General features: G+C 63.3%; 30 protein-coding genes. 21 read left to right on the forward strand and 9 right to left on the reverse strand.

Annotated features, from left to right (window positions below):
• Nucleotides 1-61: 61 nt before the first annotated feature.
• The 7 genes from C443_RS07555 (at nucleotide 62) to C443_RS07585 (ending at nucleotide 3,872) form a co-directional block, all read left to right on the forward strand.
• Nucleotides 62-301: a DUF5816 domain-containing protein gene (locus C443_RS07555; protein ID WP_005535262.1), complete on the forward strand. Its 240-nt coding sequence runs from the start codon at nucleotides 62-64 to the stop codon at nucleotides 299-301.
• Between the two features lie 114 nt (nucleotides 302-415).
• Nucleotides 416-748, forward strand: coding sequence for a DUF7116 family protein (locus tag C443_RS07560; protein WP_005535264.1), 333 nt, complete (start codon nucleotides 416-418; stop codon nucleotides 746-748).
• Nucleotides 749-772: 24 nt separating this feature from the next.
• Nucleotides 773-1,306, forward strand: coding sequence for a mechanosensitive ion channel domain-containing protein (locus C443_RS07565; protein WP_005535266.1), 534 nt, complete (start codon nucleotides 773-775; stop codon nucleotides 1,304-1,306).
• A gap of 66 nt (nucleotides 1,307-1,372) precedes the next feature.
• On the forward strand, nucleotides 1,373-2,287 hold the full coding sequence (locus C443_RS07570) for a metal-dependent hydrolase (protein WP_005535268.1): 915 nt from the start codon (nucleotides 1,373-1,375) through the stop codon (nucleotides 2,285-2,287).
• Between the two features lie 60 nt (nucleotides 2,288-2,347).
• Nucleotides 2,348-2,968, forward strand: a complete 621-nt coding sequence (locus tag C443_RS07575; protein ID WP_005535270.1) for a hypothetical protein — start codon at nucleotides 2,348-2,350, stop codon at nucleotides 2,966-2,968.
• Nucleotides 2,965-3,624, forward strand: coding sequence for a hypothetical protein (locus tag C443_RS07580; RefSeq protein WP_005535272.1), 660 nt, complete (start codon nucleotides 2,965-2,967; stop codon nucleotides 3,622-3,624). The genes C443_RS07575 and C443_RS07580 overlap by 4 nt, the downstream gene beginning before the upstream one ends.
• A 47-nt stretch (nucleotides 3,625-3,671) precedes the next feature.
• On the forward strand, nucleotides 3,672-3,872 hold the full coding sequence (locus C443_RS07585) for a dodecin (protein ID WP_005535273.1): 201 nt from the start codon (nucleotides 3,672-3,674) through the stop codon (nucleotides 3,870-3,872).
• Here C443_RS07585 and C443_RS07590 read toward each other — a convergent pair whose 3' ends face one another.
• Both C443_RS07590 and hisD read right to left on the reverse strand, forming a co-directional pair.
• Entirely contained in the window at nucleotides 3,873-4,247 is a 375-nt protein-coding gene (locus C443_RS07590; RefSeq protein WP_005535276.1) for a HesB/IscA family protein, read from the reverse strand. It abuts the gene before it with no gap.
• Nucleotides 4,248-4,346: 99 nt separating this feature from the next.
• Entirely contained in the window at nucleotides 4,347-5,618 is a 1,272-nt protein-coding gene (gene hisD, locus C443_RS07595) for a histidinol dehydrogenase (RefSeq protein ID WP_005535278.1), read from the reverse strand.
• A 211-nt stretch (nucleotides 5,619-5,829) separates the two neighbouring features.
• Between hisD and C443_RS07600 the strand changes: the two genes are divergently transcribed.
• A complete protein-coding gene (locus tag C443_RS07600) occupies nucleotides 5,830-6,756 on the forward strand; it encodes a hypothetical protein (RefSeq protein WP_005535279.1) in 927 nt (308 codons plus the stop codon).
• A 36-nt stretch (nucleotides 6,757-6,792) separates the two neighbouring features.
• On the opposite strand, the gene C443_RS07605 is transcribed toward C443_RS07600, so the two are convergent.
• A complete protein-coding gene (locus tag C443_RS07605; protein ID WP_005535281.1) occupies nucleotides 6,793-7,974 on the reverse strand; it encodes a redox-regulated ATPase YchF in 1,182 nt (393 codons plus the stop codon).
• Nucleotides 7,975-8,021: 47 nt separating this feature from the next.
• Nucleotides 8,022-9,131 carry a Gfo/Idh/MocA family protein gene (locus C443_RS07610; RefSeq protein WP_005535283.1) on the reverse strand — a complete coding sequence of 370 codons (1,110 nt, stop codon included), beginning with the start codon at nucleotides 9,129-9,131 and terminating at the stop codon, nucleotides 8,022-8,024.
• 102 nt (nucleotides 9,132-9,233) lie between these two features.
• Between C443_RS07610 and C443_RS07615 the strand changes: the two genes are divergently transcribed.
• Nucleotides 9,234-9,614 (forward strand): CBS domain-containing protein, encoded by a 381-nt coding sequence (locus C443_RS07615; protein WP_005535285.1) that lies wholly within the window; start codon nucleotides 9,234-9,236, stop codon nucleotides 9,612-9,614.
• A gap of 34 nt (nucleotides 9,615-9,648) precedes the next feature.
• Here the strand turns inward: C443_RS07615 and C443_RS07620 are convergent, their stop codons facing one another.
• Together C443_RS07620 and C443_RS07625 are read right to left on the reverse strand one after the other, a co-directional pair.
• Nucleotides 9,649-10,362, reverse strand: a complete 714-nt coding sequence (locus tag C443_RS07620) for a TIGR00266 family protein (RefSeq protein ID WP_005535287.1) — start codon at nucleotides 10,360-10,362, stop codon at nucleotides 9,649-9,651.
• A gap of 93 nt (nucleotides 10,363-10,455) precedes the next feature.
• Complete coding sequence (locus C443_RS07625) at nucleotides 10,456-11,424, reverse strand: sugar phosphate isomerase/epimerase family protein (RefSeq protein ID WP_005535288.1); 969 nt, start codon at nucleotides 11,422-11,424, stop codon at nucleotides 10,456-10,458.
• Nucleotides 11,425-11,568: 144 nt separating this feature from the next.
• On the opposite strand from C443_RS07625, the gene C443_RS07630 reads away from it, so the two are divergent.
• From C443_RS07630 to C443_RS07685, 12 genes are all read left to right on the forward strand, one after another.
• A complete protein-coding gene (locus C443_RS07630) occupies nucleotides 11,569-12,441 on the forward strand; it encodes a 3-hydroxyacyl-CoA dehydrogenase family protein (protein ID WP_049943959.1) in 873 nt (290 codons plus the stop codon).
• On the forward strand, nucleotides 12,438-13,037 hold the full coding sequence (locus C443_RS07635; RefSeq protein ID WP_005535290.1) for a DUF2391 family protein: 600 nt from the start codon (nucleotides 12,438-12,440) through the stop codon (nucleotides 13,035-13,037). Before C443_RS07630 ends, C443_RS07635 begins: the two co-directional genes overlap by 4 nt.
• Nucleotides 13,038-13,109: 72 nt before the next feature.
• Entirely contained in the window at nucleotides 13,110-13,289 is a 180-nt protein-coding gene (locus C443_RS07640; protein ID WP_004516620.1) for an HVO_2753 family zinc finger protein, read from the forward strand.
• 2 nt (nucleotides 13,290-13,291) lie between these two features.
• Entirely contained in the window at nucleotides 13,292-13,558 is a 267-nt protein-coding gene (locus C443_RS07645) for an elongation factor 1-beta (RefSeq protein ID WP_004593354.1), read from the forward strand.
• 113 nt (nucleotides 13,559-13,671) lie between these two features.
• Entirely contained in the window at nucleotides 13,672-13,962 is a 291-nt protein-coding gene (locus C443_RS07650) for a 50S ribosomal protein L21e (protein WP_005535295.1), read from the forward strand.
• Complete coding sequence (locus C443_RS07655) at nucleotides 13,959-14,315, forward strand: RNA polymerase Rpb4 family protein (protein ID WP_005535296.1); 357 nt, start codon at nucleotides 13,959-13,961, stop codon at nucleotides 14,313-14,315. The genes C443_RS07650 and C443_RS07655 overlap by 4 nt, the downstream gene beginning before the upstream one ends.
• 175 nt (nucleotides 14,316-14,490) lie before the next feature.
• Complete coding sequence (locus C443_RS07660) at nucleotides 14,491-15,063, forward strand: DUF655 domain-containing protein (RefSeq protein WP_005535299.1); 573 nt, start codon at nucleotides 14,491-14,493, stop codon at nucleotides 15,061-15,063.
• Nucleotides 15,064-15,144: 81 nt separating this feature from the next.
• Nucleotides 15,145-16,002, forward strand: a complete 858-nt coding sequence (locus tag C443_RS07665; RefSeq protein WP_005535301.1) for a 16S ribosomal RNA methyltransferase A — start codon at nucleotides 15,145-15,147, stop codon at nucleotides 16,000-16,002.
• A 1-nt stretch (nucleotide 16,003) separates the two neighbouring features.
• Nucleotides 16,004-16,627, forward strand: a complete 624-nt coding sequence (locus C443_RS07670; protein ID WP_005535304.1) for a HemK2/MTQ2 family protein methyltransferase — start codon at nucleotides 16,004-16,006, stop codon at nucleotides 16,625-16,627.
• A 62-nt stretch (nucleotides 16,628-16,689) separates the two neighbouring features.
• Nucleotides 16,690-17,688, forward strand: a complete 999-nt coding sequence (locus tag C443_RS07675) for a methionine synthase vitamin-B12 independent (RefSeq protein WP_005535305.1) — start codon at nucleotides 16,690-16,692, stop codon at nucleotides 17,686-17,688.
• 3 nt (nucleotides 17,689-17,691) lie between these two features.
• Nucleotides 17,692-18,765, forward strand: a complete 1,074-nt coding sequence (locus tag C443_RS07680) for a methionine synthase (RefSeq protein ID WP_005535307.1) — start codon at nucleotides 17,692-17,694, stop codon at nucleotides 18,763-18,765.
• 698 nt (nucleotides 18,766-19,463) lie between these two features.
• The gene (locus C443_RS07685) at nucleotides 19,464-19,976 is read left to right on the forward strand and encodes an HTH domain-containing protein (RefSeq protein WP_005535309.1); all 513 of its coding nucleotides are present in this window, start codon (nucleotides 19,464-19,466) and stop codon (nucleotides 19,974-19,976) included.
• Here C443_RS07685 and C443_RS07690 read toward each other — a convergent pair.
• From C443_RS07690 to C443_RS07700, 3 genes are read right to left on the reverse strand one after another with little or no spacing between them, the layout of a single operon-like run.
• Nucleotides 19,973-21,106: an ABC transporter permease gene (locus tag C443_RS07690; protein WP_049943960.1), complete on the reverse strand. Its 1,134-nt coding sequence runs from the start codon at nucleotides 21,104-21,106 to the stop codon at nucleotides 19,973-19,975. The two genes, C443_RS07685 and C443_RS07690, sit on opposite strands and share 4 nt — an antisense overlap.
• Nucleotides 21,096-21,779 carry an ABC transporter ATP-binding protein gene (locus C443_RS07695; RefSeq protein WP_004593370.1) on the reverse strand — a complete coding sequence of 228 codons (684 nt, stop codon included), beginning with the start codon at nucleotides 21,777-21,779 and terminating at the stop codon, nucleotides 21,096-21,098. The genes C443_RS07690 and C443_RS07695 overlap by 11 nt, the downstream gene beginning before the upstream one ends.
• Nucleotides 21,776-23,269, reverse strand: a complete 1,494-nt coding sequence (locus C443_RS07700; protein ID WP_005535315.1) for a hypothetical protein — start codon at nucleotides 23,267-23,269, stop codon at nucleotides 21,776-21,778. Before C443_RS07700 ends, C443_RS07695 begins: the two co-directional genes overlap by 4 nt.
• Nucleotides 23,270-23,290 lie beyond the last annotated feature (21 nt).

The following is a 23,290-nucleotide window of genomic DNA, read 5'->3' on the forward strand; positions in this document are numbered from 1 at the left end:
AGGGGGACCAGCGACTAATGGTTTCCGCAGTGATTTAGCCACTGGCCCGTCATGACTACGTATGGACGCACTTGAGGGACCCGACGGCGAGACGCTGTACGTCGACCGGAGCGACGGCGACATCGGCACGAAAGGCGCGTTTTACGTCGTCTACCGCGACGCCGACCGCGAACGTCGCTGGGGCTACTTCTGTAGCAACTGCGAGACGTTCAACAACGCGATGGACTCGATGGGGCGCATCCGCTGTAACGACTGCTCGAACCTCCGCAAGGCCGAGGAGTGGGACGCCGCTCACGAGTAACGCTCTGTTTAGACGGCCCAGCGGTGTCGTTCTCATCCGTTCGTCCACGCGAGAACTATCAGCTAAGTAGTTAGTGGGAACGTTTATCAGAGAGCCGGTGGTACTGACTCCCAGATGGGGGCCGTTACCACATCACTCGACGAGCAGGCCCGGTCGATATTCGACGACCTCGGATACACCGTGTCGCGCACTGGCACCGAACTGCGAGCGGAACGCGACTGGCGCGTCGTCACTGTCTCAGTGCTTGACTCGCAGGACCCGATACCCGAGGGCGGCGACTTGCGTTGTTTCGTCACACGCACCGACGATGCGACGCACCTCAGCCGCCGCCTCAATCGGCAGGACGTATCCTATGACTGGGCTGTCATCGGGATTACTGAGGACGGCGAGTACGAAGTGGTCCGTCACCCCGGCGACACAGCCGTGTCGGCTGACGCCAACACTTAGGGGCCTCTCCGTTCACCATCCGGCGTGCAAGTCGGTGTCATCAACCGAACGCTCGAACAGCTAGTTACGAACGTCGTCGACGCACTCCCACGCCTCATAACCGCGTTCGTCTTTCTCGCAATCGCTGCAGTAGGCATCAAAGCGATCATGATCGTCGCCCGGGCCGTCCTGAAGCGATCGCTGCCCGGCGAATCGCCCGTGTACCGGCAGTTTCTGTCGGTGATCGTACTCGTGTTCCTGTGGTTCGGCGTGGCGCTGTCGTTCCTCTCTATCGTCGGCCTGACCGCCATCGCCGCGTCGCTGGGCACGGCGACTGGATTCCTCGCGCTCGGCGTCTCCTACGCGCTCTCGGAGATGATCAAGGACGCCGTTGCCGGTGTCTACCTCCTCCGTGACCCCGACTTCAATCCCGGCGATACTGTCAAAGCCGGCGACACCACCGGTGAGGTAGTCGCAATCGAACTCCGGAAGACGCGGTTCCGTGTCGACGATGACACCGTCGTCAGGGCCAACGCGGCCATCGAAGAACGCTGGACGAAGGTCGGATCCGAGTCCTGAGCGGGCCAAGCACCGCGCTACCCGTTCACACGTGGTGTTTAAGCCTATCGGCATCATATTCGAGGTATGTTCGTCGGGCACGCGCTGCTCGCGTTCGCCCTCGGAGCCCTCGCCGCGTGGTGGTTCGGGCTCTCCCGCGAGCGAGCGGTTCAGCTAGGTGTCGTGGCCGGCTTGTTCGCCGCAGCTCCTGACGTTGACATCGTCTATGCCCCCTTCGGGCTACTCGTCGGGGCTGCCGGGAGCCTGACCGCAGATGGGTTCTGGGAAGTTGCGGACGTCGTTCACCGCGGACCGACACACTCACTCCTGTTGGGGGCCGCACTCGCCATCGCGGCCGGCCTCTGGGCAAGTAACTCGCGGACTGCCCGAATCGGCGCGCTGTCCATCGGCGTCGCACTGACCGTGCTTACGGGAGTAGTCAGCGGTCCCATCGCAGGACTCGTGACGGTCGTGTTCGTCCTGGCCGTGCTTGGTGTCGCCACAGTCGCACAGTCCCGCGATATCAGCCCCCGGACGGTGACCGGGCTGGCGCTACTGGGACTGCTTAGCCACCCATTCGGCGACCTCTTCACCGGCGGTCCGCCACCGTTCTTCTATCCCTTCGACGTGACGCTCGTCGCCGAGCGGGTGCTTCTCCACCCTGACCCGACCACGCACCTTCTGGCGGCGTTCGCCATCGAGCTCGCGACGGTCTGGCTCGCGGTGTGGACCTACGTCCACCTCCGCGGGTACACGCTAACGGGGCTCGTCCGCCCCCGAGCAGCGCTGGGACTGGGGTATGCAGCAGCCGTTCTGTTCATGCCTGCACCGACGCTCGAACAGTCGGCGCACTTCGTGTTCAGCGTCCTCGCACTGGGTGTCGTCGGCGCGCCGACCCGGCCGTTCAGTGACGGCGTCGACTGGCTGGAGACAGTCGTGACGGGGCTGGCGGCAGTGACCATCGCTGCGCTCGCGTATGCCATGGCGTACGGGGCTATCTAAACAGCCCACGCCGCCGGTATCGGTCGATAGGGTTTTTCGAGTCGGGATTCACCAGATAATATGAGCCGAGACGTAGCGCAGTTGCTCCGGGACAAGCGCGTCAACGCCCTCGCGGCGTGGTGCATCGTCGCTATGCTCGCGGCTGTGTCGGTGACAAGTGCTGTTCAGGCCGACCTGTTGTGGGCCGGATTTGCAGCCGCTGTCGCGGCGCTGGCGCTGTTTCCACCGGTGCTATTGCGCAACCGGGACGCCATGCTCCCCTGGGAAATCCTCTTGCTTGCGGCGTCGCCCGTCGTTGGCCGCCTGTTTGCGACGCTCTCGATGACCGGAAATCTCGCGACCTACCTCTCGGTCGCCGCCATCGCGCTCATTCTCGCCGTCGAACTGCAGCTCTTTACCCCCGTCCGGATGACGCCCCGATTCGCCGTCGTCTTCGTCGCCATTACCACGATGGCCACTGCCGGCGTCTGGGCGGTCGTTCGCTGGGCGGCTGACCAGTTGCTCGGCACCACCTTCATTCTCGATCCGACGGTGTCAGAGCACGTCATCGAGGAAGCGGTGATGTGGGAGTTCGTCGCATCGACCATCGCCGGTATCGGTGCCGGCGTGGTTTTCGCGTACTACGTCCGCCGGCAGGCCGGAACCAGCCGCGTTCCCGAGGAGGTCCAGCCGGACGTATGAGGGTCCGTGACCGCTTCAGCATCAGCACGGCGACCCAGCAACTGCTTTCGCGGGTCCTGTCACTCGCACTCATCGGCTTATTCGCGGTCGGTATCGAGCGGGGCAACGTCGGTATCATCGTCAATTCGGGTGTCGCCATCCTCGTCACGCAACTCCCGGCGCTGCTGGAGCGGGACTACGGCATCGCACTCGACCCCGCGCTGACGCTGTGGATCACATCCGCGGCATTCTTCCACGCGCTCGGAACTGTTGGGTTGCCTGGGTCCGAAGAGAACTTCTACGTCACCATCTGGTGGTGGGACCACTTCACCCACGCCCTCTCGTCGTCGGTCGTCGCCGCTGTCGGGTACACGACGGTTCGCGCGCTCGACGAGCACACCGACGAGATATCGATCCCCTCGCGGTTCATGTTCGTGTTCCTTCTCCTGTTCGTGATGGCCTTCGGTGTGTTCTGGGAAGTCATCGAGTTCTCGATCACGCTCGCCGCGTCGGCAACCGGGAACGACACGATTCTGACACAGTTCGGTCTCAGCGACACGATGCTCGATCTCATGTTCGACGCTATCGGTGCGATTATCGTGTCGATCTGGGGGACTGCACACCTCACCGGCGTGGTCGGTCACGTCGAGACGTTGCTCAACCGACAGTCTCAGTGACCTGTCCGTACTTTTATGACATTTCCGTGTGAACAAATCGCATGCAAATGGTTTTCAAGAAGATCACGCTCATCGGGACCAGTCCGGAAAGCTTCGACAAGGCCGCTGACGACGCCATCGAACGCGCGGAGGCGACACTTGACAATCTCAAGTGGGTCGAAGTGGAGGAACTCGGCGTCGAGATCGCCGGCGTCGAGGGCCGCGAGTACCAGGCCGAAGTCGTCGTGGCGTTCGAACTCGAAGAGTAGCTACGTCCGGAAGGACTCGCCACAGCCACATTCGCTGACCACGTTCGGGTTCTGGACGTGGAACCCGGCCCCCTGCAGGCCGCCCTCGTAGTCGAGTACTGACCCTTCGATGTAGTCGATGCTGGCGTCGTCGACGAACACGCGGAGCCCGTTGCGCTCGAACACCTCGTCGTCTTCTTCCGGTTCGTGTTCGAACCGCATCCCGTAGGAGAGTCCAGCACAACCGCCCTGCTGGACATACAGGCGGAGTCCGGATTCGTCGACGTCCATTCCCTCGCTTTCGAGGAGGTCCAGTGCCTCTCCCGCTGCCTGCTCGGTGACGGCTACGTCCTCGCCCCCGAGGTTCGGATCGCCGTCGTCCGCTGTGCTGCTCATACACTTACGTGGACGCCCGAACGTGTTAACAGTGACGCCGGTAGGACAGTTCGGAAAAATACGTCTGCGTTGCTCAGCAGGAAAGCTCCGGAGACCGCATTACTCCTCGAATCGCTTACGGACACTCTCGGCGTGGGCGCCGAGCCCTTCGGCTTCGGCGAGGGTCGTAATCGTGTCCGCAATGTCACCCAGTGAATCCTCGGAGAGGCGCTGGACCGTCGTCGACCGGACGAACGTGTCCACGGAGAGACCGCCGGTGACCCGTGCGCTGCCGCCGGTCGGCAGGACGTGGTTCGTCCCGGTCGCGTAGTCGCCGGCCGCAACGGGGCTGTACGGGCCGAGGAACACGGACCCAGCGGAGGGAATCCGTTTGAGGAGCGATTCGTCGTCAGCAGCCTGAATCGAGAGGTGTTCCGCGGCGTACTCCTCGGCGAAGAGGACGGCTTCGCTCATCGATCGGGCAAGCAACACGCCGGACGCGTCGTTGTCCAGTGCGGCACGGATGACTGCCTCGCGCTCCCGACCGTCGGCCTGCTTGTCAACGGCGTCGGAGACCTGCTCGGCGAGGTCCGCGTCGTCGGTGACGGCGACAACAGAGGCGTTCTCGTCGTGCTCGGCCTGTGCAACGAGGTCTGCCGCGACCAGTTCCGGGTCCGCGTCGCCGTCGGCGACGACCATGACCTCGGAAGGACCGGCTAAGAAGTCGATAGCCACATCGCCACGGACCTCGGCCTTCGCCGCCGTGACCCAGCGGTTGCCGGGGCCGACGACGATGTCCGTCGCGCTAACAGTCTCGGTCCCGTAGGCCAGTGCCGCGATGGCCTGTGCGCCCCCGACCTGATAGACGGCGTCGGCCCCAGCCACGTGGATAGCAGCCAGCGTGACGGGATTAACCTCCTCAGCTGGTGGGGTGGCGACAGCGACGTGCTCGACGCCGGCGACCTTCGCCGGGATGACGCCCATCAGCGCGCTGGAGGGGTAGGCCGCCGTGCCGCCGGGCGCATACACGCCGGTGCTATCGAGCGGCCGGTATCGACGGCCGAGTTCCCGCCCGTCGAAGTCGTCACGCCAGTCTTCGGGGACCTGACGCTCGTGGAACGCGCGGATATTCGCCGCGGCGTCCTCGATGGCCTCGCGTACTTCGTCGTCGATCTCCTCGTAGGCCCGCTCGGCGGCGTCGGTGATGTCGATGTTGCCCACCGACACGCCGTCGAACTCCTCGGCGAAGCGTCGCAGCGCCACGTCGCCTTCCTCGTGGACCTGTGAGACGATATCGCGCACGTCGTCTCTGACGGCGTCGACACCGGCATCGCGGTCGAAGAAAGCGGCCCGTTCGTCGGGACCCAGGTCGGCTATCGTCCGTACGTTCATACGCCTGATTCGGGACGGGGCAAAAAACGGGTTTCCCTTCGCTGGTCAGAAACGACAGTGAAGTGGCGGACGTGAGAGACGTACCGATTCGTCGGCCGGCAGTGGCTTCGGAGTCGGGAACTGCCGGGACGCACACGCCAGTCGCGAATGTTCGACTCACTGCCAGTCGTTCTCTCGTCACCGTTTTCCGGCACTCGGGCCTACACCCGGTATGGATTCAGTCGACGACCATCGTCGCCGAACAACCGACCTCCCCCCGGCGACGACCGAATATTTCGCCCCCGAACTAGCGACTATTGAGAGTTATCTCGAAACGGTCCCGCCGACCATCGACACGGCGGCCGGCGACGCCGCAGTCGGCCCGATACACACGCTCCCGTGGTTCTACGTGGCCGACCTGACTGGCTGGCGCGGCAGTACGCTCGCCCGACTGCTAGCCGCAGAGCAGGGTGCGGCCTGCTACGAACTCTCGGCTGGCGCTGCGGACGCGCTTCCGGCACTGTGGTCGCTCATCGACGAGAGCGGTAACGGCCCTGTCGTGCTCCATCTGGACCTGCAGGGCGAAGGCGGACGGATTCAACGAACGCTCCGGGAGGCGCTCCGACGCGGCTACACGCATACTCCCGACGGCTGGGACGAGCCGGTTCGTGGCGAGCCGGCGAACCTCCACGTCGTCTTCACCGATACAACCCCTTCGAAGCGGCTGGCCGTACCGCTGCCCGCTGCAACCACGCCCACCACTGGTGCTGTCCTCTCGTATGCGCCGCGCCGGAGCATGCTCCCGGAACGGCCCGACGGGACGACCGTCCTCTCGGACCCGCCGGCACTCCACGACCGTGAGACCGAACTAGAGCAGTTCCTGCTGGCGGCGCTGGCTGGCTACGGTGACGACGACGCCAGACAGCAGTACGTCGACAACGCCGTCGAAATTCTGTCGATAACCCACTCGCTCATCGGGAAGCGAGACCTGCTGTTTGACCTGTCGCCACGGCTGGCGCTGAAATACGGGTCGCTCTTGGACGGGCTTTCAGTCGGCGCGGCGACGGAGCGACTCGGTCAAGACGTGCTCGGGCAAGTGCCACAGAGTCCCGGGAGCGAGGACATTCGGGCAACGCTTCGGGACCTACTGCCGAAATAGGTGGCCGAGATGGCGGTTGTAGCGCCATCTGCGCGCTCAGTTCGCGTCGCTGACGATTTTGATGACCGCTCCCTCCTCAAGTTCCGTCTCATCGCTGATGCGCCGGTTCTCACGGGCGTCGACGGCGTGAATGTAGCCGTCGCCGATGTCTGAGTGGACAGCGTAGGCGAGGTCTTTCGGGGTTGCTCCTTGTCGCAGCAGGAATGCATCGGGGAGGACGTTCTCCTGCCCATCGGTCCAGTGCGTTTCGTTCTGGACAGGGTAGGCCGTCAGATGGTCGAGCAGGTCGTAGACGGCGGTGTCAAGCGAGCCCTGAACGCCGGTGCCGCCCCACTCGTCCATCACGCCACGGATGCGGTTCAGCCCCTCCCGTTGCTGGTCGCTCACGTCGCCGACGATATCGAAGTCCGGGTCGCCCGGGTCGTAGTCGATGACCCCGGCCTGTGCGGCGTTGCGCAACGCGAGTTCGCCGTCGGCCGTCGCGGGCACGACCACGTCGGCGGCTTCCTGCAGGGCTTCGATGTTCCCGTCCGGTGCGATATCGGCCTTGTTTGCGACGACGACGAGCGGCTTTGTCCGCTGGCGTATCTCCGTCGCCAGCGCCTCGCGGTGCTCGTCGGTCCAGGCGATGGGGTCCTCGGGATACTCCAGGTCCCGCAGTGTCCGCGCCACGTCGAGTTCGGAGGCTCCGACGCCGGCCAGCATATCCACGAGCGATTCGTCGAGCTTGAAGTCCGGCGATCGGGACTGGCGTTCGATTGACTCCCAGTTGCGCTCGACGATGCTGGCGAGCCACAGGTCCATCTCCTCCTCGATAAAGTGGACGTCCTCGACAGGATCGTGTTCGCCAACCTCGACGGGTTCACCCTCGGCGTCGGTCCCGCCGGAGGCGTCGACGACGTTGAGAATTACGTCGGCGGTCGACAGTTCGTCGAGAAACTGGTTCCCGAGGCCGCGACCTTCGTGTGCCCCGGGAACGAGACCGGCCACGTCGATGAGCTCTACCGGGACGTAGCGCTTTCCGTCCCGGCAGTTGTCGTCACCACAGCGTTCCTCCCGGTCGAGACAGGGGCAGTCTGTTCGGACGTGGCTGACCCCGCGGTTGGCGTCGATGGTCGTGAACGGGTAGTTCCCCACGTCCACGTCGGCCATCGTCGCCGCCTTGTAGAAAGTAGACTTGCCGGCGTTCGGTTTCCCGGCCAGCGCGATAGAGAGCATGCCAGAATCTACCAGTGGCCACCGAAAGGGGGTTTCGGTTCGCGGCCCTACAGGCTGACCCGCTCGCCGCGGTCGTCACTTTGTTCGATGGCGTCGAGGACCCGCTGTGCGGCGAGGCCGTCGGCGAAGGACGGCTCCTGTTCGCCGCCGTCTGCCACGGCCGAGAGGAACTCGTAGTTCTCGTGGACGAACGTGTGCTCCCAGCCGATGACGTGGCCGGGAGGCCACCAGTGGTCGACGTAGGGGTCGTCTTCGTCGGTGATAAGCACCTGTTGGAAGCCGCGGTCACCCTCGGTGAGCACCTGCAGTTCATTCAGCCGTTCGAGGTCGAACTTGACTGCGCCCTTCGACCCCTCGATTTCGATGGTGTGAGCGTTTTTGTGGCCGTTGGCGACCCGCGATGCTTCGAGCGTTCCCATCGCGCCGTTGTCGAAAGCAATCTGAGCGCTGTAGGCGTCATCGACGGTCACCGGGCGCGTCTCGTCGCTGCCCTCCACAGGACGTTCCTCGGTGAACGTCCGGAGATGGCCGCTCACGTCTGTTATTTCGCCGGCGGCGTCGCCGAGCAGGAACCGGGCCAGGTCGACCGTGTGCGACCCGAGGTCGCCGAGCGCTCCACTACCAGCCATCTCCTCGTCGTTGCGCCATGACCACGGTGCGTCGGGGTCGACCAGCCAGTCCTGGAGGTACTGGCCGCGGAAGTGGTGAATCTCGCCGAGTTCGCCGTCGTCGATGAGCCCCTTCGCGTACTGGATGGCCGGGACGAACCGATAGTTGAACGCCGCACCTGCGGGCACGTCAGCATCAGCAGCGGCCTCGGCCATTTCCTCAGCCGTATCGAGCGTGGGCGCGAGCGGCTTCTCACAGAACGTCGGCGTGCCGGCCGCAAGCGCCGCGATGGACGGCTCGGCATGGACGTGGTTCGGGCCGAGGTTGTAGAACACGTCTACCTCGTCGACGATATCCCGCCAGTCCGTCGCGGTCCGGTCGAAGCCGAACTGGGCGGCTGCGTCAGCCAGCGCGTCCTCGTCGCGGCCGACGAGCACGTCCTTGTTGACGGCGGGCGCTTCGGGGAAGAACATGGGCAGGCGGTCCAGCGCGTTTGCGTGAGCCTTACCCATAAACCGATAGCCGAGCATGCCGATATCGAGGGTCATAGCCGACTGTTCACTTGGGGCCGAGATAATGCTCATGGTGACGGCAGGGCGGCGGGCCGCGCCGAGGGAAAAGCCAAAACCGGATGCCCGTGTTGATACTCCATGGCCACTGAAACGACCGTCCGTATCGAGGACATCATGTCGACGCCGTTAGAGACGATTTCTGCCGACGAAACCGTCAAAGCGGCCGCGACGCAGATGCAAGCGCAGAACATCAACGGTATCTTCGTGCCGGGGGCACAGGCGGGTATTATTACGACCACGGACATCGTCGATGCCGTCGCGACCGGGAAAGACCTCTCGTCGGCGACTGTCGGCGACGTGATGACGTCACCTGTCGAGCGGGTGACGACCTCGCTGGAACTGGGCGAGGCCGCCGCGATGATGACGACCTACGACATCAAACACCTCCCGGTCATCGACGAACACCAGGACTACGTCGGCATGGTGTCGTCGACGGACATCACGCAAGCGCTCTCCTGACCGCGGCTGTTTTCTAGTCGACTCCGTCGGCCGTTCAGATGAAGTCGTCCAGCCCAGACCTGTCACCGTCGTTGTCGCCCGTCCCAGGCAGTGCGTCGGCGATAGCCGATGTGAACGAGTCGAGGCCACGGGTCTGGTACCAGACCGTTCCAGGGCCAGTGAAGTCCATCACGAGCCCCTCACCGCTGAGCAGTGTCGACTTCAGTCCGCCGACGCGGTGCGCGTCAAAATTAACTGAGTCCTCCCAGGCGACGACGTGGTCGTTGTCGATTGTATAGGACTCGCCGGCATCGAGTTCGACGGTCTCCAGCCCGCCAAAGGCCTCGATGAGAACGTTCCCGCTCCCTTTCAGCGCCAGTGGCGTGATGCTCGCGCCAGCCAGCATCGACTTGATACCGCCGAACTCGGAGTCGATATCGATGTCGGGGTCAGCAGCAAGAAACGCGCCGTCGACGGCGTACAGCGTCTCGCCCGTGAGTTCGTGGTGGTGGACATCGCCGGGCGTCGGCGGCGCGAGCGTAACGGTTCCGGAGCCGCCCTCGGCGGTGAACTCGTTTGCGAGCAGCGACTCGCCGCCAAGCATCGACTTCGCGGAGCTGAGGAGGCCGTCCCGACTGGTCGTCGTTTCGATTTCGATAGTCGGCGAGTGGCTGACCATCGCGCCAGGTTCGGCGAGTATCGACTCGCCGCTGTCGAGAGCGACACGGACGTGCGTGTACGAGGGTTTGTGGGTGAGTTCGATATTCATATCGTGTCACTGGATCGAATAATCCAGTCGTAGTATCTCACACGGAGTATATAAGCGTGAGTGCCGCAAAAGCCGCGTCGTCGGTTATATCGGTCACTCAGCCCAGTAGGCGTCGCCGGGCTGGGTTTCGAAGACGGCGCGGTCGAGCACGTCGACTGCTTTCTCCAGCCCTTCACGTGCGCTGGTCAGCGAGTCCTCGTGTTCGATAGAGAGCGCGCCGTCGTAGCCGATCATCCGTAGCGTCGACACCACGTCTTTCCAGTGGGACTCGTCGTGGCCGTAGCCGATTGAGCGGAACAGCCACGACCGGTCCGCCTCGTCCGTATACGGCGCGGTGTCCAGTACGCCCTTCTCGCGGGCGTTTGAGTCGTACACTTTCGTGTCCTTTGCGTGGAAGTGGTGGATGGCGTCGTGCTCACCGAGCAGGCGGATGGCTTCGGTCACGTCGATGCCCTGCCAGTAGAGATGTGACGGGTCGAAGTTCGCCCCGATGCGGTCGTTCGTCCGCCGGCGGAGTTCCAGCAGCCCGCGGGGTTCGTACACCAGCATGTTGGGATGCATCTCGATGGCGACATCGACATCATGTGCGCCCGCGTGGGCCGCGAGGTCCGACCAGTATTCGTCGGCGACGCGCCACTGGTACTCGTGGGCGTCGGCGTGTTCAGTCGGCCAGGGCGCAGTGATCCAGTTCGGGACCTCGTCGTCGGGTCCGCCAGCGGGCAGTCCGGAAAACCCTGTGACGGTGTTCACGTCAAGCTGGTCAGCCAGCCGGATCGCCTCCCGGAGTTCCCGGTCGGCCTCGGCGGCGCGTTCGTCGTCCGGGTGGAGCGGATTGTTGTGCGTCGCCAGCGCGCTCACACGGAGGTCGTGTTCGTCTAGAAGCGCCTCGAGTTCGGCCTGTTTCTCCTCGTCGTCGAGATACGCCTCCCGCTCGAGGTGGTCATCGCCGGGGAAGCCGCCACACCCCAGTTCGACCGCGTCGACGCCGAGGTCGCTGAGATACGCCAGCGCGTCGTCGAGTGACTGTCCGCCCAGCGGAACCGTCAGTACGCCGATATCCATGCTCGGCGATACAGCCGGTGTCGAAAAAAGCGTACTGCCGTCGCTCCAGACTCGCTATCCAGCCCATGAGCGGTGCAGACCGGAGTGGGGACCGCGACAGGCCGCGGCGTAAAGGATTAACGCCGGGAGTGCGGTGGTACTGTCATGATTGTGGCCGTACTCGGAACCGGACGGCGGGGGCGGGATATCGCACAGCGATGTGTCCGTGCGGGCCACGAAGTGCGTCTTCGGGGAACGGATGCGTCAGACGTGATGGACCGGGTCGACGAGATCCGCCACGTACTTGGCGGGGATGTCACGGCCGATATCGACGGAACCACCGGCCTCGAAAGCGCCGTCAGCGGCAGCAATATCGTCATCGATGCTACCGATGGCGGAACAGACGGCCACCGGGAAGTTGTCGCTGAAACGGAGACGATGGTCGATGATGAGACGGTCATTGCCGTCAGCGACACGTCGTTGTCGGTGACCGCCGTCGCGACTGGCCTGCGAAGCCCGGACCGCGCCGTCGGCCTCAATCCCGTCGATCCGCCGGACGGTGCTATCGTCGAGGTCGTCATCGCCGAGCAAACGACGACGGCGACCCGCGACCGAGTCACGGATTTCGTCGAGAGTCTGGACGCGTCGCCGGTCGTCGTACGCGACACGCCAGGGTTCGCCGCGCTCCGCCTCGAACTCGCCACCATCGCCGAGGCAATCCGGATGGTCGAAGACGGCGTCGCCGGAGTTCGTGATATCGACCGGACGTTCAAGCGCGGGGAGTCGGACCGCGACGGGCCGCTCGTCCGCGCCGACCGGCACGGACTGGAAACAGTGCTAAGAGCGCTCGAAGACCTCGCCGACCGACTCGACGAGCGGTTCGAGCCCCCAGCACTGCTCCGACAGAAGGTCGCGGACGGACAACGCGGCGCGGTCTCCGGCGAGGGGTTCTACGAATGGGACGACGGTGAGCCCACGACCGGGGCCGACCCGGACCCGGACGTCCCAACGCGAGATAGCGAGCGCGATCTCAGATGAGCGAACCGAAACGGCCACCGGCTGACACAGACGTGGAAGACAACGAATTCGCGACGCTATTTGACGAACTCCAGCAGCTGGAACAGCTGGTCGACTCAGAGGACGAGCGACAGCAGGTCCGGGACGCGATGCGCGCGGCCGCAGACTCACAGGATCACGAGCCTGCGACCTTCGGCCGGGTCGTCTGGGGCTTCGGACGGTCCGATCTCGCGGAGGCGCTGCTCGGCTCGCTGTTGTTCGGGATTCCGATGGCCGTTGAGGGCGGGACGGTCGATGCCGGACTGCATATCGCCCAGCATCCGTTGTATCTCGCTGCGACAGTCGTCATCGCCATCGGACTGGTCATCTCGATTCTGTACGTGGCCGACTTTCAGGACGTTCGAGTGGCGAACCGGATACTGGGAATCGTGCCGCGGCGACTCGTCGGCGTCACCGGAACGGCGCTGGTCGTCTCCATCGCCCTGCTTACGGGCTGGGGGCTGGTCGAGTGGTCAACGGACCCCGCAGTCGTCTACGAATCGGCCTGTATCTGTGCGGTCGCGTTCGTTCCGATGGCGATCGGTGCTGCACTCGGGGACATTCTGCCCGGGAACTAGGGCCATGGCAGTCACTCGCGGTGGCGGTCGCGTTTGGCAATCGTTAAAAGCCGCGGTCGGATACGGAGTGGTATGAGCGAGAGCCAACAGAAACAGGCGCGCAAGTGCGTCTCGTGTGGCATCAACATCGCCGGCACGAACGCCGCCGCGTTCAAGTGCCCGGACTGTGGCCAGCAGATCTACCGCTGTGCCACCTGCCGGAAGCAGAGCAACCTCTACAAATGCCCGGACTGCGGCTTCATGGGGCCATAACAATGGGGAAAGTAGCAGCCAAGATCAAGGTCATGCCGGAGAGTCCCGAAGTCGACCTCGACGACCTGCAGGAGCGTCTCGAGGGCGTGCTTCCCGAAGGAACGAAGATCAACGGGTTCGAGCGCGAGGACGTCGCCTTCGGCCTCGTCGCGCTGACGCCGACGGTCATCGTCCCTGACGACACTGGCGGCACGGAAGCCGTCGAAGAGGCCTTTGCGAACGTCGATGACGTCGAGTCGGTCTCCGTCGAGAGTACCGGTCGCCTGTAATCGACCCGTCGCTGTCGTTTTCTACTCGGCTCCATAGCAACTGCCAGCACGTGGCCGGCGACGGCCGCGGAACGCACGTTTTATTAGGGCGACCGGATTAGCGGAGAGCAAGAATGCCTAGTTCAAACGGACCTCTCGAAGGAACACGAGACAAGCTCAAGAACAAGCCCCGCGACCGCGGCACCTCGCCGCCACAGCGCGCCGTCGAAGAGTTCGACGACGGCGAGAAAGTTCACCTCAAGATCGACCCGTCCGTGCCGAACGGGCGCTTCCACCCGCGGTTCGACGGCCAGACCGGCACCGTCGAGGGGAAGCAGGGTGACGCGTACAAGGTCGATATCGTCGACGGTGGCAAAGAGAAGACCATCATCGTCACCGCTGCGCACCTGCGCCGGCAAGAATGACGATATTCAAAGAAAAAGTCAGTGAGGAGTTCCTGACGGTCGCGGAGACTAAGGAGATACTCGAAGACCTCGAGATGGAGCGGGCCGCCGAGGAGGACCGCGAGATGCGCTACGAGCTCAAGCGGGCCATCGAGCACGTCAACCGCTTTGCCCTCCTTGACCCCGAAGAGTCGCTCCAGCTGGTCGAAGATCTCGAAGAACTCGAGAAAGTCGACACGCCGACGGCCTACAAGATCGCGAACCTCCGGCCGCTGGACCGCGACGAGCTCCGGGCCGTGTTCGCACAGGAGCGGTACACGCTCGACGGTGACGAACTCGACGAGATCATCAACATCGTCAAGCAGTACGCGTAACGACGCCGTCAGTTCGGCTACCGCCGCTCTTTCTCTGATTTCCCCGGCGACCAGCAGCGCGATCAGTCGTCGCTTTCCGCCGCCGTTGAACCGAACACAAAGATAGCGACGGCGTCCCGTGAAGCGGTTCGGGGCATCCACCGGCATTAAGTGTGCTGTACTCGTACTGCCTGTCATGACTGAATCGGAGAGCGGCGGCGACACTATGATGGCGGCTGTCCTCGATGTCCTCCCGCACGGACGTCCCGGGGACGACCGGCCACAGCACCAGAAGGAGCCGCTCGCGTACGCGCTCGACGTTGATGAGTTTTATATTTACGAGTTGCAGCTCGATGACAAGGACGTCGATATCGCCTTCGGCGACCGCGTCGACCTGACGGAGTTCGGCCGTGTGGCGGAAGTCGAGTTCGAGGACATCCCGAGCGGTGCCCGCTCGGAACTCGACTACGCCGTCGAGGAGATCGTCGAAGCGAACGAACAACGCTTTGTCGACTTCTACAACGATGCCCAGCCGATCACGCTGCGGCTCCACCAGCTGAATCTCCTGCCTGGCATCGGGAAGAAGCTCCGGAACACGATCCTCGACGAGCGAAAGCGAAAGCCCTTCGAAAGCTTCGATGACCTCGAAGAGCGTGTCAGCGGCCTCCACAGCCCCAAGGAGACGCTCGTCGAGCGAATCCTCGAAGAGCTACAGGACGACGACCTGAAGTACCGGCTGTTCGTCCGGCGCGAGGAACAGTCCTCCTAACACTGTCGGCTACAAGCAGCTATCTCCACGGCCGTCAGTACAAGGCGACCCTTTTCTACCGCGACCCGTTACGGCTCGCTAATGACTACAACCGAAACAGGGACTCGGGACCCCGACGCGCTCGTCCGGCGGGCCGGCAAACGGGCCGATACCCGGCAGGACCAGCACTTCCTCGTCGACGACCGGGTCCTCGACCGAATTCCGGAGTACGCGACGGACGCGGGTATCGACCTCTCGCACGTACTGGAGATCGGCGCAGGCCCGGGCGCGCTGACGGACCGCCTGCTCGCGACGGCTGAGAAAGTGACCGCAGTCGAGCGCGACCCGGACTTCGCGGCACATCTCCGCGAGGAGTTCGCCGAGGAAGTCGCGGCGGACCGCCTCACTGTCGTCGAAGGTGACGCGCTCGAAGTCGACCTCCCAGAGTTCACCGCCAGCATCTCGAACCTACCCTACGGCGCGTCCTCGGAGATCGCGTTTCGGTTGCTGCCGGAACAGCGCCCGCTCCTGTTGATGTTCCAGCAGGAGTTCGCCGAGCGGATGGCCGCCGACCCGGCGACGGACGAGTACGGGCGGCTCTCGGTCACGGCGGGCCACTACGCCGACGTGGAGGTCGTCGAGACGGTGCCGCCTGAGGCGTTCGACCCGCAACCGCGCGTGACGAGCGCGCTCGTCCGGACGACGCCGCGGAAACCCGACTACACTGTCCCCAGCGACGACTTCTTCATGGACTTCCTGAAGGCGGTGTTCACCCAGCGCCGGAAGACGATGCGCAACGCCGTCCGCAACACGGCCCACATCTCCGGGCTGGGCGACCTCGATGCGGTGGTCGAGGCTGCCGACGAGGACCTCATGAGCGCCCGCGCCGGGAAGCTCACACCTGCCGACTTCGCCACGCTGGCGACACTCGCGTACGAGGTCGGTCAGCCGGAGGCCTGAGATGAGCGAAGAGACGCGCGACCGGGGCGACGGAGACGGTGGCTCCGGCGACCGCCCCTCGCTGGCCGACCAGCGGGGCGTAGAGTCGGTGTACCAGCCGGCGGAGGACTCCGACCTACTGGCCCGAACGGCCCGAGAACGAGTCGAGGCGGGCGATACCGTCCTCGATGTGGGGACAGGCTCCGGGTACGTCGCCGCGACGCTCGCCGACGCCGGGGCACAGGCAGTCGGCGTCGACGTGAGCCCGCTAGCCTGCCGGGAGACCGCTGACAACGGCATCCCGGTCGTTCGCGGCGACCTCGTCGAGTCGTTCCGGGCGGATGCCTTCGACCTCGTCGCGTTCAATCCGCCGTATTTGCCGACCCCACCCGAGCAGGAGTGGGACGACTGGATGGAACACGCGCTGTCGGGCGGTGACGACGGCCGTCGCCTCGTCGACCCGTTCCTCGAAACCGTCGAGCGCGTGCTGGCTCCGAGTGGCGAAGTGCTCATGCTCGTCAGCAGTCTCACTGACCCGGACGCAGTGCGAGCGTTCGCCAGCGAACACGGCCTAGCGAGCGAGCAGCTTGCGAGTGAAAAGCACCCATACGAAGCGCTCGTCGTCTTGCGGTTCTATCGGGATTGATTACTACTGCGCATTTTAGTGAATAGGAAATATTAAAGCCCGTCATTGACTACTCCTTGGCAATGACACAGGTAATCGCCACGACCCCTGGGCTCTTTCCGCTCCCGGACTGGGCCAAGGACGAACTGGCAGATCTGAAGGGCCATCAGAAGACCGACCTCATCTCGGGCGACGAGTCCGGCGAGGTCGTCGCGGCCTACGACGAGGCACGCGAGGAAGTCATCGCCGTCCAGCAGGACGCCGGGCTCGACCGCGTGGTCGAGGGCCAACTCCGCTGGGACGACATGCTCGCGCACCCGCTCGCGGTCCACGACAGCGTAGAGACGAAAGGCATCGTCCGCTACTACGACAACAACAACTTCTATCGAGAGCCGGTCGTGCAGGGCGACCTCTCCGCCGACGGCGGCGACGTCGCCGCAGACCTCGGCGCGGCCGCCGACCACGTCGACGGCGGCCTTCAGGCCGTGCTCCCTGGCCCGTACTCGCTTGCGGACCTCGCTACAGACGAGCACTACGGCGACGACGCCGAGTTCCTCGACGCCATCGCCGACTTCCTCGTCGAGGAAGTGAAGTCCTTCCCGGATGTCGAGACGCTGTTCCTGCTTGAACCGTCGCTGGTCGAGAACACGCCCGCCGACGGCGAGGATGAACGCGCCGCCGAGGCAATCGATGCCATCGCCTCGGCCGCCGACGCCGAAGTCGTCGCCCACACGTACTGGGGTGCAATCGAGGAGAAGGCCTACGCACATCTGATGGACGCTGACGTGGACGCCATCGGCTTCGACCTCGTGGCGAATCACGACCAGACCGTCTACAACGTGCAGGAGTACGGCACGAAAGACGATGTGGCGCTTGGCGTTGTCAACGGCCAGAACACGCTCGTCGAGTCGCCCGAAACGATCCGAGACCGCATCGACTGGTTCGAACAGCAGACCAACACCGCCTACGACACCGTGTACGCGACGGCGAACACGGAAACGTTCTATCTCCCGGTGAACAAGTTCGAAGACAAGCTCGAAGCGCTCGCAAACGCCGCGGATCTGGAGGCGGCGGAGGCATAAACGATGACAGGACCACGAGACCAGTTCAAACCGGCGGACCACCCGAACGACCACTTCCTGCTGACGACCGTCGTCGGCTCCTACCCGAAGCCCAAGTGGCACGACCGTGCCCGAGAGCTGTTCGAGGACGAGGACGCCGACTTCGGCGAGGACGAGTGGGAGGAATCGAAAGACGACGCCTCGCGACTCATCACCCACGAGCACGAGCGTGCGGGCCTCGACGTCATCTGTGACGGCGAGATGCGCCGCAACGAGATGGTGGAGTACTTCGCCCACCGCATCGACGGCTACGAGTTCAACGGCCGTGTGAAGGTGTGGGGCCACAACTACTTCGACAAGCCGAGTGTCGCCGACGAGGTCGAGTACGGCGAGCAGTGGCTCGTCGAGGAGTTCGAGTTCACCGACGAGGTGGCCGAGCGACCGGTCAAGGTTCCGATTACGGGACCGTACACGCTGGCGAACTGGTCGTTCAACGAAGTGTACGACAGCGAGGAGCAACTGGCCTACGAACTGGCCGACCTCGTCAACGAGGAAATCGAGGCGCTTGTCGAGGCCGGCGCTCGCTACATCCAGATCGACGAGCCAGCCCTGGCCACGACGCCGGACGACCACGCCATCGTCGGCGAGTGTCTGGAACGCATTGTCGACGAGATCCCCGACGACGTGCGCCTCGGCCTGCACGTCTGTTACGGCGACTACTCGCGGATCTACCCCGAAATTCTGGACTACCCGGTCCACGAGTACGACCTAGAACTCGCCAACGGCGACTACGACCAGCTCGACGTGTTCAAAGAGCACGAGTTCACGAAGGACTTCGCCATGGGCGTGCTGGACGCACACACCGCTGAGGTCGAGTCCGTTGCGGAAATCAAGGAGAACATCAAGAAGGGGCTGGAAGTCGTGCCGCCGGAGCGACTCACCGTGTCGCCGGACTGTGGCGTGAAGCTCCTGCCTCGTGAGGTCGCCCGCGGGAAGATGGAGAACATGGTGCAGGCCGCTCGCGAAATCGAAGAAGAACTGGACGCTGGCGAGATCGATATTGTGGCCAGTGGAACACAAGCGCACGCAGACGACTGAATCGGCGAGAGGGGCCGGCCACGAGCTGTCAATCGTTTTTGTAGCAGACGAGTAGCGAGAACCCGAACACGCGGTGGGTTCTCGGATAGTCGAACAGGGAGTGCGTGGTACGCCACGACTCGACCCTGGCTGGTGAAGTCGTGAACGGAGTCCCTCGCCAACAGTGCGGTTGGAGGACTAGAGGGCGTCCGAACACAGTGTGGTACGGCTGCCCGTGTTTTCGACGAGGGTTGGCCACGATTTCGGCAGCTATCGAATATTCTCGGGCGCGCCGCTCCCGGATCCGGCAAATGTCGCAGACAGGTACAGCGACCATACCGGGTGCGGGGTCAGGCAAGACCTGTGGAGTCCCTGGCTAGCAATATCTCGAACAGGTCGTCACGGGGCTGCCTGAGCACAAAAGCTCCCGACAAACAACTATTTAGATTCTTATAAATCCACGAACCCATTGCCTAAACCTGAGGACATTCACCAATAGTTTGTTCGACAAACATCGAAACTAACATCGACCTAAGAGGAAAATAAGTGTTGACGTACTAATAATATAAGGGACTTCCATATTCAGGTAAATACACCATATTATGCATACAGAGCCACTCATACCGCAAATTCCATAATTTAGTTTCATGTGGTATGTTGGCATGTGTATCTGGGAAAGAGTTTTGAGGGCCTCTGGAGAAGCTAGCGATGAGAAAGCTATGACAGGGGACACACATCTTCGAGCGGAACTGTATCTTCGTGGAGATACCTACGGTACATTCGACGCACAACAGCAGGTACTCAATCGGGTGAAGCGACTGGAGGCCAACGGCGTGTTCAGCGAGTCGATGTTGGCCGGCGAGTGGCAGCGGATCAGAACGATGGCAGAGGACAAGCGGTCGGAAGCCATCCGGACCTATGAGGAGTTCAGAGACTGGGCAGGCCAGAACGACCACTCGCTCGAACCGGCGTTCGAACGGCGGAACCGAAGCTACGTCGGGATGGACCGCGTCGACGACGTGGTCGTGTTCCCGGTCGTCTCGCTGGCGATCTATGACGGCGACGACCTAGAGGGTGTGTTCCCGTGCTCGGACGAGGAACGGACCTACACCGTCGGCGACGCGCTGGAGGCCTTCGAGCGCGGCGACGAGGACTGGCTCGCACAGTTCGACTCCCTGTCGGTCGACCGAACCGACCCACTGCTGGAACCGGGCGTCGACGCGACGATTTAACCGCGCAGCGCGTCGACTGGTTCTTCGCTCGCTGCTTTCCAGGCCGGATACAGCCCGCTGACGATACTCGTCAGCACCCCAAAGGCGAACGCCGCCCCGACGTACCAGGCGTTTGGCAGCCTGAAGACGGCCATCGCGTCGCCGACAGCATAGTGGTTTATCGCCAGCCCGGCACCGAGGCTCAGAATGACACCGGCGATGCCACCGAGGAACCCGAGCAGCGTCGCTTCCATCAACATCACTTTGAGGACATCCCGCTTCTGGTAGCCGACCGCTCTGAGAACGCCGATCTCCTCCCGGCGTTCGACGGTGGACATCAGCATGACGTTGAGGATCGAGATGCCGGCCACGAGTAGCGAGATCGATGCAATACCGGCGAGGACGGTGTTGATGATCTGGAACTGCTCTTCGATGGTGTCGACGAGCGAACCCAGTTCCCGAACGAAGACCCGCTGCTCGCGGTCGTTGAGCGAGTCGCGTATCCCCATGGCCGTTTCGTTAGCCTGCGTCCCAGTGGACTCGATTACGTACGCTTCCGAGTAGCCACTCTGGCTGAACGAAGTGGCTGGTACGATGACTCGGTTGTCGGGGTTCGTCGAGGAGAACGCATCGCCCTCTTCAAGAACTGCACGGATACGGACACTGGTTCCGTTGATAGTGATCTGGCTCCCGGGATGCAGGTCGTGTGCCTCAGCAACACTTGAACCGACAAGTGCTCCGGATCGGAACGGCGATACCCGACCCTCTTTTGCCTCGTACAACTCTCCCGGGTTCTCAATGCCGTATATTGTTTTCCTGACCGCGTCCTCTCGGTTGTAGGACACTGGCTCTGCGCGTGTCTTTACCGGCGAGACAGTCGCCGTCGGGCTCGCCTCTCTGCGGATCGTACGGATATCGCGTTCGGTGAGTTCAGTGACGTTTTCGCCGGAGTTCGGGTACACGGTGAGCTGGTTTCCGACGTTGCCGAGGTTCTGGGTGAACGAGTACTGGAGCGCGACGCCGAACATCCCTAGCGAAGCGATAGCGACGACGCCGATAACGATACCTAGCGATGCCAGCAATGACCGCATCTTCGTCCGCGTGAGGTTGCGCCGTGCCATCAACGCGGCCGGGAAGAACCTACCCGCCATTCTTTCGTTCCCTCCCAATGGTGCCGTCGACCAGATGGACGGTCCGGTCGACGTATTCGTTGACAAGGTCGTCGTGAGTGACGGCGACGATTGCCACGTCGTCCTCGTCGGCGATGCGGCGAAATTCGTCAAGGATCTGACGCCCAGTTTCGCTGTCGAGGTTGCCTGTCGGCTCGTCGGCAAGAACCACTTTCGGGCTGTTGATGAGCGAGCGTGCGATGGCGACGCGTTGCTTTTGCCCACCGGAGAGTTCGTCGGGCTTGTGGTCCAGTCGTTCGCCCAGTCCAAGCCGCTCAAGGAGCGTTCTGGCCCGTTTTTTGACTTGTGGATCACTGTCCAGCAGCAGCGGTACTTCGACGTTCTCGACGGCGGTCAGCGTCGGCAGGAGATAGAAGTGCTGGAACACGAACCCGATCGTTCGCTTGCGGAGAGCGGTCCGCTTGCTGTCGCCGAGTCCAGTCACGTCCTGCCCCTCCAGCAGGACGGTCCCCTCCGTCGGCGTATCCAGCAGTCCAAGGATATTCAGCAAGGTCGTTTTGCCACTGCCGCTGGGACCCATAATCGAGACGAACTCGCCGGCTTCGAGGGCGAAGTCGATACCCGCCAGTGCATAGAGGGTCTGGCCACCAGTCCGGTAGCGCTTGACCAGTCCCTGTGCGTCGATGACCGTCATACCTCGATGTCGTCGTCACCGCGGCGGTAGCGGCGCACGAGGACACCGACGACGACCAGTAGCGCCAGACCACCGGCGACGAACACCGGCAGCATGCTGTTCTGGTCACCGCCCCCGCTGCCGCTATCCTGCTCCGGCTGCGGTACCGAACCACCCATCTGGTTGGTGTCGACATCGAATGTCTGTCGCTTCCGCGTGTCATCGACGATGTAGGTCACCGCCAGTGGGACCGACGTGACGTTGCCCGTCGTCCGGGCGTACACGTCGAAGGAGACGAAGTCACTGGCCGGGACCGTGCCGACGAAGTAATCGCGGTTCGGGGTTGCCGGAGTGACCTTCTCTGTGTCGACGACGCTGACGAGGACGCTGTCCGCATCCGTCGACCCGACGTTGCTCGCACTCCCGGAAATCTGGAGACGTCCGCCCTGCCGGATCACGTCTAGACCGGTGAGGTCTATGGTTCCCGGGACCGATCGGAGCGTCGTTTCAGTGGCCGTCTGCTCCGTTTCGGTTCCGAGTTCGTAGTCGGCAGTAACGGTAACGTCCGCGCGGGGTTCGTCCATCGTGGCGTTCAGTCGCACTTGCCGGGTTGTACTGGCTGAGATGTTCTCAAGCAGGACGCGCTGGAACGACGCGTTCTCCGACGTTGCACTGACCATGATATCCGAGATCGGAGCGTTGGCCCCGTTAGAGACGGCGACCCGGAGCGCGCGGTCGGTGCCGCTACCGACCGCTGTCGTATCGAGTTCCACACTGTTCCGGAGTGGGTCTGAATCGATGACTGTCGTCCGGGTCGTGGTGCGAGTGGTATCTCCGTCGACCGTGTAGCTGATTGTTGCGGTCAGCGAGTGTTCGCCAGCGGATTCGGGGCGGAACCGGAACGGGGCCGTGATAGACCCGTTTTGTGCGACGCTTGACCGGACCGTCCGGCTCTTCGTCATTTCGACGCCGTCGCCTTCGACGACGACTTCAACGTTCGTTATCTGGGAGTCGAGTCCGCTTGCAACAGTAACTTCGCCGGTCGATTCAACGCCGGCGACGGAGTCGTTGGCCGTAATATCCACCTGCGGGTGACGTTCTTCGACGTTTAGCTTCACCGGGTATCTGAGCTCGACGTTCTCGCCCGTCCCGCGGTCACGACCGTACACAATGACGCGGAGGTCTCTAGTTCCAGCCGAATCAAACGAGGCAGTCAGGGGCACTTCCAACGTGCTGCCCGGGGAGATCGAACCGAGCTTCGAGACACGGTCGTACTCAGTGACACCCCGCCCACCCGATTTCCGGACCGCGATATCGTTGATTTCGAGTGGGGCGTCGCTGTTCTCGAGGTTTCGCACCGTCGTCTCGAACGTGACGGTTTCGCCCGGTGCCGGCGTTGACGGCGACACATCGACGTTCGATATCGACGCGTTGACGCTCGCTCCGGCGACTGACAGCGGAAGCGAGCCGACGACGACTAAGCAAGCGAGTACAGCCACACCGTGACGCATCACGCAATCACCTCTGGCTGG

It is taken from the genome of Haloarcula argentinensis DSM 12282, from assembly GCA_000336895.1.
GTDB classification, from domain to species: Archaea; Halobacteriota; Halobacteria; order Halobacteriales; family Haloarculaceae; genus Haloarcula; species Haloarcula argentinensis.